General features: G+C 66.0%; 12 protein-coding genes and 1 other RNA gene. 6 read left to right on the plus strand and 7 right to left on the minus strand.

Translation table 11 applies throughout. The features are described from left to right. Positions 1-74: 74 nt before the first annotated feature. A complete protein-coding gene (nudC, locus tag WC597_RS01070; RefSeq protein ID WP_372691362.1) occupies positions 75-995 on the minus strand; it encodes an NAD(+) diphosphatase in 921 nt (306 codons plus the stop codon). A 49-nt stretch (positions 996-1044) separates the two neighbouring features. Between nudC and ffs the strand changes: the two genes are divergently transcribed. Next, positions 1045-1138, plus strand: an RNA gene (gene ffs, locus WC597_RS01075) — signal recognition particle sRNA small type. Positions 1139-1401: 263 nt separating this feature from the next. Next, positions 1402-3249, plus strand: coding sequence for a DNA polymerase III subunit gamma/tau (locus WC597_RS01080; RefSeq protein ID WP_372691363.1), 1848 nt, complete (start codon positions 1402-1404; stop codon positions 3247-3249). Positions 3250-3477: 228 nt separating this feature from the next. On the opposite strand, the gene WC597_RS01085 is transcribed toward WC597_RS01080, so the two are convergent. From WC597_RS01085 to WC597_RS01095, 3 genes are all read right to left on the minus strand, one after another. Continuing rightward, positions 3478-4083: a DUF3800 domain-containing protein gene (locus tag WC597_RS01085; RefSeq protein ID WP_372691364.1), complete on the minus strand. Its 606-nt coding sequence runs from the start codon at positions 4081-4083 to the stop codon at positions 3478-3480. Between the two features lie 98 nt (positions 4084-4181). Then, complete coding sequence (locus WC597_RS01090; RefSeq protein ID WP_135194551.1) at positions 4182-4736, minus strand: ActR/PrrA/RegA family redox response regulator transcription factor; 555 nt, start codon at positions 4734-4736, stop codon at positions 4182-4184. 87 nt (positions 4737-4823) lie between these two features. Then, positions 4824-6278 carry an ActS/PrrB/RegB family redox-sensitive histidine kinase gene (locus WC597_RS01095; protein WP_372691365.1) on the minus strand — a complete coding sequence of 485 codons (1455 nt, stop codon included), beginning with the start codon at positions 6276-6278 and terminating at the stop codon, positions 4824-4826. Positions 6279-6322: 44 nt separating this feature from the next. On the opposite strand from WC597_RS01095, the gene WC597_RS01100 reads away from it, so the two are divergent. The 3 genes from WC597_RS01100 to WC597_RS01110 all read left to right on the plus strand — a co-directional run bounded on the left by WC597_RS01100 (position 6323) and on the right by WC597_RS01110 (position 9073). Beyond that, positions 6323-6946 carry an SCO family protein gene (locus tag WC597_RS01100; RefSeq protein ID WP_372691366.1) on the plus strand — a complete coding sequence of 208 codons (624 nt, stop codon included), beginning with the start codon at positions 6323-6325 and terminating at the stop codon, positions 6944-6946. 158 nt (positions 6947-7104) lie between these two features. Next, positions 7105-8385: a polyhydroxyalkanoate depolymerase gene (locus WC597_RS01105; RefSeq protein WP_372691367.1), complete on the plus strand. Its 1281-nt coding sequence runs from the start codon at positions 7105-7107 to the stop codon at positions 8383-8385. Then, positions 8351-9073 carry a M48 family metallopeptidase gene (locus WC597_RS01110; protein WP_372691368.1) on the plus strand — a complete coding sequence of 241 codons (723 nt, stop codon included), beginning with the start codon at positions 8351-8353 and terminating at the stop codon, positions 9071-9073. The genes WC597_RS01105 and WC597_RS01110 overlap by 35 nt, the downstream gene beginning before the upstream one ends. Positions 9074-9120: 47 nt before the next feature. Here the strand turns inward: WC597_RS01110 and WC597_RS01115 are convergent, their stop codons facing one another. From WC597_RS01115 to WC597_RS01125, 3 genes are all read right to left on the minus strand, one after another. Next, complete coding sequence (locus WC597_RS01115) at positions 9121-9726, minus strand: hypothetical protein (protein ID WP_372691369.1); 606 nt, start codon at positions 9724-9726, stop codon at positions 9121-9123. Positions 9727-9824: 98 nt separating this feature from the next. Continuing rightward, positions 9825-11900, minus strand: a complete 2076-nt coding sequence (locus tag WC597_RS01120; protein WP_372691370.1) for a transglycosylase domain-containing protein — start codon at positions 11898-11900, stop codon at positions 9825-9827. A 106-nt stretch (positions 11901-12006) separates the two neighbouring features. Beyond that, positions 12007-12957, minus strand: a complete 951-nt coding sequence (locus WC597_RS01125) for an alpha/beta fold hydrolase (RefSeq protein WP_372691371.1) — start codon at positions 12955-12957, stop codon at positions 12007-12009. A 378-nt stretch (positions 12958-13335) separates the two neighbouring features. Between WC597_RS01125 and WC597_RS01130 the strand changes: the two genes are divergently transcribed. Next, the gene (locus WC597_RS01130; protein WP_372691446.1) at positions 13336-14430 is read left to right on the plus strand and encodes a Rieske 2Fe-2S domain-containing protein; all 1095 of its coding nucleotides are present in this window, start codon (positions 13336-13338) and stop codon (positions 14428-14430) included. Positions 14431-14533: the final 103 nt, after the last annotated feature.

Here is a 14533-nt window from a genome sequence, read left to right on the forward strand (position 1 = left end):
CGGCCCTGCTGGGCCGCCCCCACCCGGTCGCTGCGCGACCACCCTCCCCGGAGCGGGGAGGGAGAAGCATCTGTCTATTTCTCCTCGACCCACGCCCTGATCAGACTGTGGGCGATGGCGAAGGGGGGCGGGGCCTGGATGGTGGGGTGTTCGCCGGCCAGCACTGCGCGCGCCTCGGCCCGCGTCAGCCAGGCGACGGCTTCCAGCTCGGTCTGGTCGGGTCGGGCCTGGTCGTCCGAGACCTCGGCGATCAGGCCGATCATCAGTTGCGACGGGAAGGGCCAGGGCTGGCTGGAGTGATAGGCGGTGGCGATCACGGTCAGACCGGCCTCCTCCTTGACCTCGCGGGCGCAAGCCTCCTCGATGGACTCGCCGGGCTCCAGGAAACCGGCCAGGGCCGACATCCGTCCCTCGGGCCAGGCCGCCTGACGGCCCAACAGACAGATGGGTTCGGCCCCGCCTTTATAAACCGGCAGCATGATGGTGACGGGATCGACGCGCGGAAAATGCTCGGTCCCACAGGCCGGGCAGCGGCGCTTCCATCCGCCCGAGGCGGTCTCGCCCAGCGTGCCGCAGTTGGCGCAGAACCCGTGTTTGCGCCGCCAGTCGAACAGGCTCTTGGCCCCGCCCGCCATGGCCGCGTCCGCCGCCGGCAGGATGGCCGCCGCCGCCCGCAACTCATGAAAGGCGCCGACGCCGGCCAGCGGCCCGTCGGTCGGATCGACGGAGCCTTCGAACTCGACGGCGAAGACGGGTTCGTCATTCCAGAGGCCCAGAAACGCCTCGCGGTCGCGCACCAGGGTGCGCGCATGGCTCATCGCCAGCCAGGTCAGGCGCGGCCCCTCGGCCGTCTCTGCGATCAGGGGCCGACCTTCCCACAGGACCATGGCCTGGGCGTAAGGCTTGCCCGCCTGCCCGTCCAGCCATTCGGGATCGTTGCGCAGGTCGCCGGCCCGATCGAGCGGATTGCCGGCGAAGGTGTTCTGATGGGCCATGCGCGTTTTGTAGCTCTTGATTCCGACCGCCGCACCCGTCATATCTCCGCTCGGAGATCGCGGGCGAAGGTTTCGCCAACTTGGTCAGGGCCGGAAGGCAGCAGCCACAACGAATTCCCCTTCGGGTCGCGGTCTCTACTTCTCTCTTTTTTTGCGCTATCGCTCGCCGCGCGGCGGCTCGCTGCTTGAGCGCGTTTGGTGCGCCCGTCCCTTCTCCCCTCGGGGGAGAAGGTGGCTCGCGGAGCGAGACGGATGAGGGGGCTGCCGGATACAGGCTCGTTCTCGCCGTCAGTGGGGCGGAAAGAGCCCCCTCATCCGAGCCCTTCGGGCCCACCTTCTCCCCCGAGGGGAGAAGGAAGATTGAATCGCTTCTACCCGCCCCTGACCCGCTGTAAGACTTCACCCCATGACGGACAGCGACACGAATCTCGACGGCCCGCCCTGGGAAGAGGACGACGTCGTCGAGCGCGACGAGAACACCGACGACATGTTCGGGGCGCCCGCTGCGGCGCCTGAGCCGGTCGTTGCGCCTGTTTCTGCGCCTGTCGTCGCCAAGCCCGCCCATTCCGAAGTCGAAGCCCATGTCGACGACGGCGCCGCCTATCAGGTGCTGGCGCGCAAATATCGGCCGCGCACATTCGAGGATCTGATCGGGCAGGAGGCGATGGTGCGCACCCTGACCAACGCCTTCGCCACCGGTCGGATCGCCCACGCCTTCATGCTGACCGGGGTGCGGGGCGTCGGCAAGACGACCACCGCCCGTCTGCTGGCCCGCGCCCTGAACAATCAAACAGACACCATAGACAAGCCGTCGCTGACCCTGACCGCCCACGGCCGGCATGACGCCGCCATCATGGCCGGCCAGCATATGGACGTGATGGAGATGGATGCGGCGTCGCACACCGGCGTCAACGACATCCGCGACATTCTGGAGAGCGTCCGCTATGCGCCCGTCGAGGCGCGCTACAAGGTCTATGTGCTGGACGAGGTCCACATGCTGTCGACGCAGGCGTTCAACGCCCTGCTGAAGACGCTGGAGGAGCCGCCGCCCCACGCCAAGTTCATCTTCGCCACCACCGAGATCCGCAAGGTGCCGGTGACGATCCTGAGCCGGTGCCAGCGGTTCGACCTGCGCCGCGTCGAGCCGGAGATCCTGGTCGAGCACCTGGGCCGGATCGCCGACCGCGAAGGCATGAAGATCGAGACCGACGCCCTGGCGCTGATCTCGCGCGCGGCCGAGGGGTCGGTGCGCGACGGGCTGTCGCTGCTGGATCAGGCCCTGGTTCAGGCCGAGCGGGGCGAGACGGTCAAGACCGAGACCGTGCGCGACATGCTGGGTCTCGCCGACCGGACACAGACCATCGCCCTATTCGAAAGCGTCATGGCGGGCCGCACGCCCGAGGCGCTGGAAAGCTTCCGCACCCTGTATGGCTTCGGAGCCGATCCGGTGCAGGTGACGAACGACCTGCTGGAACATTGCCACGCCGCCTCGGTCGCCAAGATGCTGGGGCCGAACGCGACGCGCCTTCCCAACGACCAGGCCCAGAAGCTGGCAGCCCTGGGCGCGGCCATTCCGGCGGCGACCCTGTCGCGGACCTGGCAGATGCTGCTGAAGGCGCTGGACGAGGTGCGGCGTGCGCCCAATCCGGCCGATGCGGTCGAAATGGCCATCGTGCGCCTGGCCTATGCGGCCGACCTGCCGGGGCCGGAGGAGGCGTTGAAGCGGCTGCAATCGGGCGAGCCGCTGGGCGGCGGCTCGGCCCCGCGCGGCGGTGGTGGAGGCGGCGGCGGAACATCGGCGCAACTGGCCGCGCGCCCCGTCATGGCCCCCGCCCTGCCCGATCCGCAGACCTTCGAACAGGTCGTCGCGCTCATCGGCGAAAAGCGCGAGGTCGGGCTTCAGATGGACGTGGAGCGGTATGTGAAGCCGGTCTCGTTCAAGCCCGGCGCCATCGTCTATGAAAGCGTCCAGGGCGCCCCCATCGAACTGGCCCGCAAACTGTCGGCGCGCCTGCGCGAATGGACCGGTCGCACCTGGCTGATCGCCGCCAACGGCCAGGGCGGGGCCGAGACGGTCATCGAACTGCAGAAAAAGGCCCGCGCGACCGAACGGGCCGAGGTCGAGGCCAACCCCTTCATCAAGGCGGTGATGCTAGCCTTCCCCGGCGCCAAGCTGGGCGAGATCAAGACCATAGCCCCGACCGTCGTCACCCCCGAAATCCCCGACGTGGTCGAGGACGACGACGAGGATTGAGCGAAAAATCACGCGCTTCGGTTGTGGACTTTCTAATAAATAGAGCCTATTTGCTCGTTGAAATGGACTGGGGTTTCTCGGTCGGCGTAGGGCTCCCGGTTCACCGGGGGCCCTTCTGCTTTCAGGGAAAGATTTTTAGCCCGTCGGTTTTCAACTTCGGCTGCAGAAGATCGAACGCTCTGTTTTCCTGCAATGGACGCAGGGCCTTGAGCCCGATGGGACGCGCCATCAGATCGGCGAGTTGTAGCCCTGACGAATTGCACTTCTTATCGACGAAGACGGGCTCCAACTCAGGAAGCTGAAGTCGGGCTTTTTGTAACCCCAGTTCGCCTGGTTCGCCGCGACGCGTCGAAAATACAATTCCAACTCTGCATCTTCCCTCTTTCCTCGCCCCTCGAAGACGACGTGGACGAGCCGGTCCCCCTGTTCGAGCGCGCGGAGGCGGGCCAGCAGCTTCTCCATGCAGAAATTCAATGCGAGTTCGTAGGGATTCCAAGGCTGGGCGTAGCGCTCAGCCAGCCGAACCTTATCGATCACGGCCGTCACCACGTCGATGTCAGCGCCCGCAACGATATCGTTGATGCGGTTCAGGAAAGCTTCGCGAATGGCGGGGTCGGCTTGCAGAAAGGCAAAATTTTTCTGCTGCCGCCTTATGTCGCGCTCATGCAGCACGATCTGATCATGACCGACGAAATCGAACTTCAACTTCTGGAGCTGAGGCACGACTTGGTCGGCATAAACCGTCTTCGATATGAGCACACAGCTCAGGACGAAGACCGGAAATGTGGGGTCTGGCCCTTCCAGAACGGGCGAACCGCTTTCGTCGGCGAACACGATGAAGTCTGAAAAAGCCATGACATAAAATGACCGGCCAACGGGCACGGTCAATAAAACAAACACAACTCAGACGTTTGTCGCGCCTGCGCCAGCCCCTACCGCGGCGCGCGCTTGGCGAGGATGCGTTGCAGGGTGCGGCGGTGCATGCCCAGGCGGCGGGCGGTTTCCGAGACATTGTGGTCGCACAGCTCGTAGACGCGCTGGATATGTTCCCAGCGGACCCGGTCGGCGCTCATGGGATTTTCGGGCGGCTCGGGGGAATCGCCGGTGGCCAGCAGAGCCTTGACCACGTCGTCCGCGTCGGCGGGCTTGGACAGATAGTCGACGGCGCCGGCCTTGACCGCCGCGACCGCCGTGGCGATGGCGCCGTAGCCGGTCAGCATGACGATGCGGGCGTCCTCGCGCTTTTCACGCACGGCCTCGACGACCTTGAGGCCGTTGCCGTCCTCCAGCCGCATGTCCAGCACGGCGAAGGCAGGAGCCTTGTCGCGCAGAAGCTGGGTCGCCTCGGCGACGGACTCGGCGGTGGTCACCTGAAAGCCGCGCGCCTCCAGCGCGCGACCCATGCGGGTGCGCAGGGCCTGATCGTCGTCCAGCAGCAGCAAGGACTTGTCGGGCAGGGCGGCGATGCGGGCTTCTAGTTCGGACATTCGGTTCTCTCCTGCCGCTTCAAGTCGTGACGGGTAGCGTGTGGGTCAAGGCCAAGGTTCCGCCTGCGACGGTTAGACCCATTTGGCTCACGCCGCGACTTCCAGCGCCGGTCGCGCCCAGCGCACGGCCACGCGGGCGCCGCGCGGTGCGGCCTTGGCCTCCGATTGCGCCAGCCCCTGGCCCACACTGACCGATCCGCCGGTGCGTTCCAGCAGGGTGCGGGCGATGAAGAAGCCCAGGCCCATGCCGCCCTGGCTGGGCGCGATGGGCGCCTCGGCTGTCGGGCGGCGCTTGGAGGGGCGGGCGGCGGCGGCGATCTGGGCGGCCAGGGCCTGGCGCGCCTTGCCCTGGGGCCGGCTGGTCACATAGGGCTCGCCCAGTCTGGGCAGGATATCGCTGGCGAAGCCAGGACCGTCGTCGAGGATGTCGATCTCGATCCAGCCGGCGTCAACCACGGCCTGGACGCGCACGGTGGTCGCAGCGAAGTCGGCAGCGTTCTCGACCAGGGTGGACAGGCCGTGGATCACCTCGGGCAGGCGGCGCACGCGCGGCGCAGGCTGGCCGGGCGGGGTCTTCACCAGAACCTCGAACGCCAGGTCGAAGCCGCGGTGCGGTTCGACCACCTCTTCCAGCAGGGCCTTCAACGACACGTCGGCATAGAGGGCGTCATCGCCCTCGGGCTGTTGCGACAGCTGGGTCAGTATGCCCCGGCAGCGCTCGGCCTGTTGCAGGATCAATGCGGCGTCCTCGGCCGCGTCGCTGTCGGGAGCGGAGGCGCGTTGCAGCTCCTTGGCCACCACCTGGATGGTCGCCAGCGGCGTGCCCAGTTCATGCGCCGCCGCCGCCGCCAGACCGCCCAGGGCCGCCAGTCGCTGTTCGCGTTGCAGCACGTCCTGGGTCGTGGCGAGGGCCAGTTCCAGCTTCTCCGCATCGGCCGCCACCCGCCAGGCGTATCCGGCGGTGAAGACCACCCCCGTCACCAGGGCCATGGCCATGCCCAGGCGATAGAGGGTCGGCAGGTGGAAATGCTCGTACGGGCGCCACGGCAGCGGCTCGGACCAGAAGAACAGCACCCCGACCGCGATCAGGGCCAGGGCGCCCAGGGCCAGCGCCTGACGCGCCGGCAGGGCCGCCGCCGCAATGGTCACGGGCGCGACCAGCAAAAGGCAGAAGGGGTTCTCAAGCCCGCCGGTCAAGCCCAGCAGCACGCCCAGCTGAAAGATGTCGAAGCCCAGGTGGATCGCGGTCTGACGCCCATCCGGCAGACTGGCTTCCAGGCGCCGCACCCGCGCCATGGCCCCCACGTTCACCGCCGCGCTGATGGCGATGACGATCAGGCAGGGCCAGAGCGGCAATGGGAAGTGAAGACCCTGATACGCCGTCAGGATCGCCGCGCTCTGACCCACGATGGTCAGCCAGCGCAACACGATCAGGGTGCGCAGCGAAAAGCCGCGCCCGCGACGCGGCGCGTCGCTCCAGCCGTTCAACGGCTCGGAATATGATGCGCCGTGCGGCGCATTGCGGGCTTCTGTCGGGGTCACACCGCTTCTATAGACCGATCAGATCCGTTTCGTGAGAGGCCGTCATGCCGCGTCGTTCCATCCTGCTATTCGCTGGCGCCTGTATCGCCATCGCCGTGGCCCTGGCCATCATCACCGTCGTGGTGGTCAGCGGACGCGCGCCTGCGTCGAACGGCGCCGAGACCACCTCGACGGGTCAGCCTCTGGTCGGCGGGGACTTCCAACTGGTGAACCAGGACGGACAGACGGTCGATCAGACGATGCTGAACGGCAAATGGAGCCTGGTCTTCTTCGGCTTCACCTATTGCCCCGAGTTCTGCCCCACGACCCTGGCCGAGCTAGCGGTCGTGCAGCAACGGCTGGGCGATAAGGCCAAGGATCTGCAGATCGTCTTCGTCAGCATCGATCCCGAACGCGACACGCCCCAGGCGCTGAAGGACTATCTGTCGTCGGACGGGTTCCCCAAGGGGACCATCGGCCTGACGGGCACGCCGGAACAGGTAGCGACGGCCGCCAAGGCCTACCGCGCCTTCTACGAGAAGGTCGGCGAGGGCGAGGCCTATACGATGAACCACTCCCTGACCGTCTATCTGATGGGGCCGGACGGCAAGTTCCGCACCGCCGTCGCCTATGGGTTGGGGCCGGACAAATCGACCAAGATCATCGAGGACGCGATCGCGCGGGGGTAAGTCCCTCACTCATCGTCATCCTAGGTCTTGTGCCTAGGATGACGGAAGGTCGGGAGATATCCCCGACCAAGGGCTATTCCGCTGCCTCATAATCCTTTTGCAGGGTGATGCATTATATGTTGCCCTGCACAAACGGCGATGGGCCGTAACGGATCGTCATGCTCTACGCATTTCATGAACTCGCCTACCAATCGGCCCTGCCGTTCCGGGTCGGCGCCCAGATGGCGCGGAACTTCTGGACCTCGCCCTTCAATCCGGCGTCGGACACCGCGATCGGACGCACGGCCTACGCCTCGGCAGAGATGTTCGAGAGCGTCACCCGGCGATACGGCAAGCCGGACTGGAAGCTGGAAACCCTGGAGATCGGCGGCAAGACCGTGCGCACCACCGAACAGGTGATCTGGCAAAGCCCGTGGTGCCGCCTGGTCCGGTTCGCGCGCAACATCGGCGACCTGAAACGGGCGGGCAAACCCGTCGCCGCGCCCGCCGTCCTGATCGTGGCCCCGCTGTCGGGTCACTACGCCACCCTGCTGCGCGGCACGGTCGAGGGCTTCCTTCAGGACCACGACGTCTATGTCACCGACTGGATCAACGCCCGCCAGGTGCCGGTGCTGGAGGGGCGGTTCGACTTCTTCGACTATATCGACCACGTCCGCATGATGCTGGCCGAGATCGGCGGTCGCGCCCATGTCGTCGGCGTGTGCCAGCCCGGACCGCCGGTGCTGGCGGCCGGGGCGGTGATGGCCGAGGACGGCGACGAAAACCGCCCCCTGTCCATGACCTTCATGGGCTCGCCCATCGACGCGCGCCTGTCGCCGACCGTGACCAACCAGCTGGCGGAGGAAAAGCCCTTCACCTGGTTCAAGTCGAACATGATCCATACCGTGCCCCTGCCCTATTCCGGGTTCGGGCGCCGGGTCTATCCCGGTTTCGTCCAGCTCTACAGCTTCATGTCGATGAACGAGGCGCGCCACCGCGACGCGCACTGGGACTATTTCAACAGCCTGATCGACGGCGACGGCGACGGGGTCGACAAGCACGAGGAGTTCTACGACGAATATCTGTCGGTGCTGGACCTGACCGAGGAGTTCTATCTCCAGACCATCGACATCGTCTTCCAGCAGCATCTGCTGGCGCGGGGCCTGTTGGAGCATCGCGGGCGCAAGGTCGATCTGACCAAGATCACCGACATCGGCCTGATGACCGTCGAGGGCGAGAAGGACGACATCTCCGGCGTCGGCCAAACCCAGGCGGCGCATGGCCTGTGCCCCAACATCCCCGAGGACCGTCGCGTGCTCTATGTCCAGCCGGGCGTGGGCCACTACGGCGTGTTCAACGGCCGTCGCTTCCGTGACGAGATCTATCCCCGCGTCCGCGATTTCATCGCCCAGAACGAGGCTGTCGGTGGCGTACCGCAACGGTCAGCGGCTGCCGCTTGACGAAAGCGGGGCCGGCTCCGGCCCCGTCCTGAGACTGTCCGTCAATCCGCGTGCGCGGCGCCTATCGGTGCGGATCGATGCGCGGGCGGGCGAGGCGGTGGTCATCGCTCCGACCGAGCGCGGCCTGATACAGGCCGTCGCCTTCGCCCGGACCAAGGCCGTCTGGATCTGCGAGCGGCTGGCGGTGCGGCCCAAGAGCCGGCCTCTTGAGCCGGGCCAGGTCATCTCCCTGCGCGGTCGCCCCGTTCGGCTGGAAGCCGTGCCGGGCGCCGGGGCGGCGCGGCTGGTCGAGGAGGGCACGATCATCCGCTCGGGCGGCGAAGGCGAGGCCTATGCGCGGCGGGTCGAGAACCTGCTGAAGCGCGAGGCGCGCGATACCCTGCTGGAACGCACCGATCATCACCTGCGCGCCCTGGGCCAGACGCCGGTGAAGATGTCGATCGCCGACACCCGGTCGCGCTGGGGCTCGTGCAGCCCGCACAACCGGACCATCCGCTATTCCTGGCGCGTCATCATGGCTCCGCCGCCGGTCATCGACTATCTCGCCGCCCACGAGGTCGCCCATCTGGTCCACGCCGACCACAGCCCGGCCTATTGGTCCGTGGTCGAACGGCTAGTCGGGGATCACAAGCCGTGGCGCAAATGGCTGAAGGATTACGGCGGCGCGCTTCACGCCGTGGGGCGGTGAATGTTCAGATTGACTATACCGACCTTTTTGGGCGCAAAAAAATCGGGCTATTCGAATGTAGCTAAACTTGCGTGAGGGTCGAACCAGCAGCGAATTAAGCGCATCTGATTGTGCCAGATCACATCATCGCTCTGATTTTGACCCAGACCATTTATTCGAGCAAGCTTGTAAAAACCGTCACTTGGACGGCCCGTAGACTTCAAAACGACAAGTGCTGAAATTAGAAAGCCCTCACATTTAAGACTATCCCTGCTTAAACCATCCAAAGCAGACCCTATAAGTCTTCGATCATGCGGGTTATTACTAGATAAGCCCACAGCAGCCATTAGTTTTCCATACTCGACCGTTTCAGATCCAGTATGCCATATCACGTCACGAATTGGCTCTTTCAGGTCAGCAATTCGTGCTTCACGCGCTCTCAACGCCTCTCTTATTGAGGCCAGCGCGATACCTTTCACTTTGTGCCCATCACAATCAATGATGATTTCCGTGAGCTTTCCTTGTCGCACATGAGCGCGGATGGTCGGCTGCTCATACCCCAGAGATTTTGCCGCTACGGCAACTGGAACAAGTACATGTTTGGCTGATCGATCATCAATCCGCCCGAGATCAATGTACTCCTCGGCAGTCCATTCAAACGCTCGCTTCGTCATAGCGAAATCCCTTCCGTTATATCGCAATTGATATAACGGAAGGATCGAAATTTCAATATGTACTTGATCAAGCCACTGAACGCGCTTTTTCGAGAATGTCAGAAGAACAGCGCATCGCCCTTCCGCTCCGGGGCCGGGCGGCCTTCGGGCTGCTGGTTCGGCGAATCGTTTGGGCGGATCGTCGGCTGTTTCGGCGACGGCTGCTGGACCTGCGCCTCCGGGTCTTCGACATAGGGTTCGCCCAGCAGCGGATCGACGGGTTCGATCGGCACGCCGTTCTGGTCCAGGTCGCTCATCAGGTCGCCGACGGGATCGGGCGCGACCCAGCCCTCGGGCATGGCCGGACCGTCGGGGATGCGCGGGGCGTTCAGGCGCGGCAGGGCCGCCTCCATGAAGCCCTTCCAGATGGCGGCTGGCGACGAGCCGCCCGTCACGCCGCGCATGGCGGTGTTGTCGTCCTTGCCGACCCAGACGGCGGTGACGAAGCCGCCGGTGTAGCCGACGAACCAGGCGTCCTTGTAGTCCGAGGTCGTGCCGGTCTTGCCCGCCAGGTCGCGTCCCGAGATGGCCGCCGACCGACCCGAGCCGCTGGAGACCACGCCCCGCAGCATCTGGTTCATATAATACAGCGACGGATTGTTGATCGCCTGACCGCTCTGGCCCGTCTCGCGCTGATAGATGACGCGGCCCTGGGGCGTACGGATGCGGCTGATGCCATAGGCGTCCACGCGGCGACCGCCGTTGGCGAAGGCGTCATAGGCGGTGGCCATCTCAATCGGCGAAACCTCGACGGCGCCAAGCGCCATGGCCGGCTCCAGCCCGATGCGGCTTTCGATGCCCAGGCGGCGGGCGGCGCGGGCCACGCTGTCGCGACCGACCTGATCGGCGACATAGGCCGCGACCGTATTGGTCGACTGGGCCACGGCCTGGGCCAGGGTCATATTGCCGCTGAAGGTGCCGGAATAGTTGCGGGGCGACCAGGCGCCGATGGTGATCGGCTGATCGACCACCGGGGTTTGGGGCGTATAGCCGGCCTCGACCGCCGCCAGATAGACGAAGGGCTTGAAGGCCGAGCCCGCCTGACGCTTTGCATCGACCGCGCGGTTGAACTGGCTGTCGGCATAGGAGGCGCCGCCGATCATGGCGCGCACCCGGCCGTCGCCATCCAGGGCGACCAGCGCCGCCTGCTGCACGCCCTTGCCCGCGTCGCGGTCCAGGATGCGACGCACCGATCGCTCGGCCGAGGTCTGCAGCGTCAGGTCCAGGGTGGTCTCGACCACCATGTCCTCGGTCGGTTCGCCGACCAGGCTGCGGATCGACTTGTCCAGCCAGTCGATGAAATACTGGGCGTGCTGGGTCGCCAGGGTCCGCGAGACGATAACCGGCTGGGTCACGGCCTGTTCGCGCTGGGCGGCGGTGATGACGCCGGCCTCTTCCATCTCGTTCAGGACGACGGTGGCGCGGGCGGCGGCGCGCTCGCTCTCGGACACCGGCGAATAGCGCGACGGCGCCTTCAAGAGGCCCGCCAAAAGCGCAGCCTCTCCGACCGTCAGGTTCTTGGCCGACTTGTCGAAATAGCGTTGCGACGCCGCCTCGATCCCATAGGCGCCGGCGCCGAAATAGACCCGGTTCAGATACAGGGCCAGGATCTCTTTCTTGGAGAATTTCATCTCCAGCCAGACGGCCAGCATCAGCTCCTGCACCTTGCGGCGCATGTTCTGGTCGGGCGTCAGGAACAGGTTCTTGGCCAGCTGCTGGGTCAGGGTCGAGCCACCCTGAACGACGCGGCCCGCGCGCATGTTCGTCACCATGGCGCGGGCCATGCCGATCGGGTCGAAGCCGGGGTGGTTGTAGAAGCGGCGGTCCTCGATGGCGATGAAGGCCGCCGGGACATAGTCGGGCAAGGCGTCCAGGTCGGCGGGCGGCGCCATCTGGGTGCCTCGGGTCGCGATCAAGGCGCCGTTACGATCCAGATAGGTGATCGAGGGCTGGCGATCGACTTTGTACAGGCTGGAGGTGTCCGGCAGACCGCGCGCGAAGACGGCGAAGAAGACGACCAGGAAGATCAGCCCCCAGACGGCCAGAACCGCGCTCCAGTAGAAGAGACGCCCCAGAGCCGACCGGCGGGGCTTGCCCTGCGCCTGTTGTCCGCCGCCATTGCCTGGACCCGCCATGACTATCCTTCAGATGCCGCGCTGGGCGGGTTTTCGTTCAAGGGCTGTGTATCGCGTCTGAACGCCCGCCGAAACGGTCCCGCCGACTTCACGAGATCGTGAGCGGCTATTTCGCCGAAAGAAAGGCGTCCAGGTCGCCGTAGAAGGCCTGCGGCTGGTCGAACATGATGAAGTGGGCGCTGTCGTCGATGCGCTTCAGTTCGACGCCTTTCAGATTGGCGAATGAGGCCTGGTAGATGGCGTCGGTGATCTGGGGCGTCATGCGCGCATCGTTGAACTTGACGTACAGCACCTCGGTCGGGGCTGTGATCTTCGACAGTTCGGGACGCAGGTCGGTGGTGATCAGCTCGCGGAAGGCGGCGGCGGAGACCTTCTGGTCGCTGTTGCGCATGTCTTCCAGCGCCTCGGCGCGGCGGCTTTCGGTGTTGATCATGCCATTGATGCTGGTTGTGGCCTGGGCGACATAGACCTCGCGCGGGCTGGTGGATTGGGCGGTCCAGATCTGGTCGGCGACGGGGGTCACGCTCTCGGCGGTCGCACCCGGCGCGCCGAACATCGCCCCCATGAAGGGCACCATGTCCACGACCATCAGCTTGCCCACGCTGTCGGGATGGCGGGCGGCCAGCATCAGACCGATAGTCCCCCCCATCGAATGTCCGACCACGGCCGGCTTGGGCAGGCCCTGCTCGCGGATGTAGCGGGCGATTTCCTCGGCGACCGGGGCGGCGACGGCGCTGGGCGTCGCGCCCTGGGCGTTGCCCTCGGCCGGCGCGCCGGCGAAGCCCTGGACGTGGATGCGGTGGACGCGCCAGCCCACGCCGTCCTGGGCCGTCAGATGGTTCACCGTGCCCTGCCAGATCTCGGGCGAGGAGCTGAGGCCGGGGATCAGGATGATGTCGCGCCCGTCCGTGTCGCCATCGACCCGGACATGGATGCGGTCGGAGACGAAGGCCGCGTGGCTGTGGCCGTGTTCGGGATGCGTCCCGTGGCCGTCCTGGGCTGAAACGATAGCCGGCGCGCCCAGCATGGCGGCGGCGATGGCGAGGATGCGGAGCATGGCGAAACTTCCCTTGGACGACCTGAGCGGCGTTCTTCGGACAAGACATAGCCCCGCCGCGACAGGCAGGGGAAGCCTGCGCATCTTTCCTTTCGTCATCCTCCGGCGCGAAGCGACCGGGGGAGCCAGCGGCGCGCGTGCGCGCGAACCTGTCGCGGGTAGATGTCCAAGCATCGCGCAGTGGACACATCGCCTTCGGCGCCGCTGGCTCCCCCGGTCTGCGCCGCGAGCGGCTTGCCGGAGGATGACGAAAGGAGAGGAGGCTTTTGGACAAACCGTCCCGCTTGTCTCGGCGCACGCCCTCTATGGCTCCGCCGCCCACGCTGTTAAACAGCGCGGATGACCGCCGCTCCAGTCCAGCCCTCTCAAGCCCCCGCCATGGCCGAAGCCGCCCCGTCCAAGGCGGGCGTCAGTCCGTTCGGCAAGGGGTTCGTCACCGACGCCTGGTATTTCGTGGCCCTGGGTCGCGACGTCGCGCCCGCCAGCCTGAAACGCTACGAGATCATGGGCGAGCCGGTTCTGGTCGGCCGCACACGCGCGGGCCAGGTCTATGCCATGCGCGACATCTGCCCCCACCGCGCCGCGCCGCTTTCGGCCGGGAAACTGGTCGAAAAACCCGGCGAGGGCGAGACGGTCGAATGCCCCTATCACGGCTGGCGGTTCCGCACCAACGGGGTCTGCGCCGCCATTCCGTCCCTGGTCGAGGATCAGGCGTTCGAGGCCGACCGCATCCGCGTGCGGTCCTATCCGGTGCGCGAGAGCCAGGGGATCGTCTTCGTCTGGATGGCGTCGGACGCGCGCAATCCCATGGAGCCGGACCATGAGCCGCCGGTCTTCCCCGGCGTGGTCGGCGGCGAGGCCAAGCTGGTCGAGGCGATGGATTTCGACAGCCACATCGACCACGCCGTCGTCGGCCTGATGGATCCGGCCCACGGCCCCTACGTTCACCAGCAATGGTGGTGGCGATCCGAACATTCGATGCACGAAAAGTCCAAGGCCTTCGCCCCGACCGAGTTCGGCTGGGCCATGGTGCGCCACGCCCCCTCGTCGAACAGCCGGCTGTATAAGGTGCTAGGCGGCGCGCCTGCGACCGAGATCACCTTCCGCCTGCCCGGCTTCCGCTGGGAGCATATTCAGGTGGGCGAGAAACAGGTGCTGGCCCTGACCTGCCTGACGCCGATCACCGATACCAAGACGCGGATCACCCAGATCTTCTGGTCCGACCACTGGGTGTTCGGCCTGGCCAAACCCTTCCTGCGGATGGGGGTGGTCGCCTTCCTGAAACAGGACGGCGGCATGGTGAACCTGCAGAACGAGGGGCTGCGCCATGACCCCGCCCTGATCTGGATCGACGACGCCGACAGACAGGCGAAATGGTATCAGCAGCTGAAGCGCGAATGGGCCAAGAGCCGGGCGGAGGACCGGCCGTTCGTGAACCCGATCCAGCCGACGACGCTAAGGTGGAAGAGCTGAACAACGTCCTTCTCCCCTCGGGGGAGAAGGTGGCTCGCGGAGCGAGACGGATGAGGGGGCTGGTTCAGCAGCCTTAGCCCTCACCGCAGCGAGGCGGACAGAG

Origin of the sequence: Brevundimonas sp. (assembly GCF_041648115.1) — a bacterium.
Taxonomy (GTDB): Bacteria; Pseudomonadota; Alphaproteobacteria; order Caulobacterales; family Caulobacteraceae; genus Brevundimonas.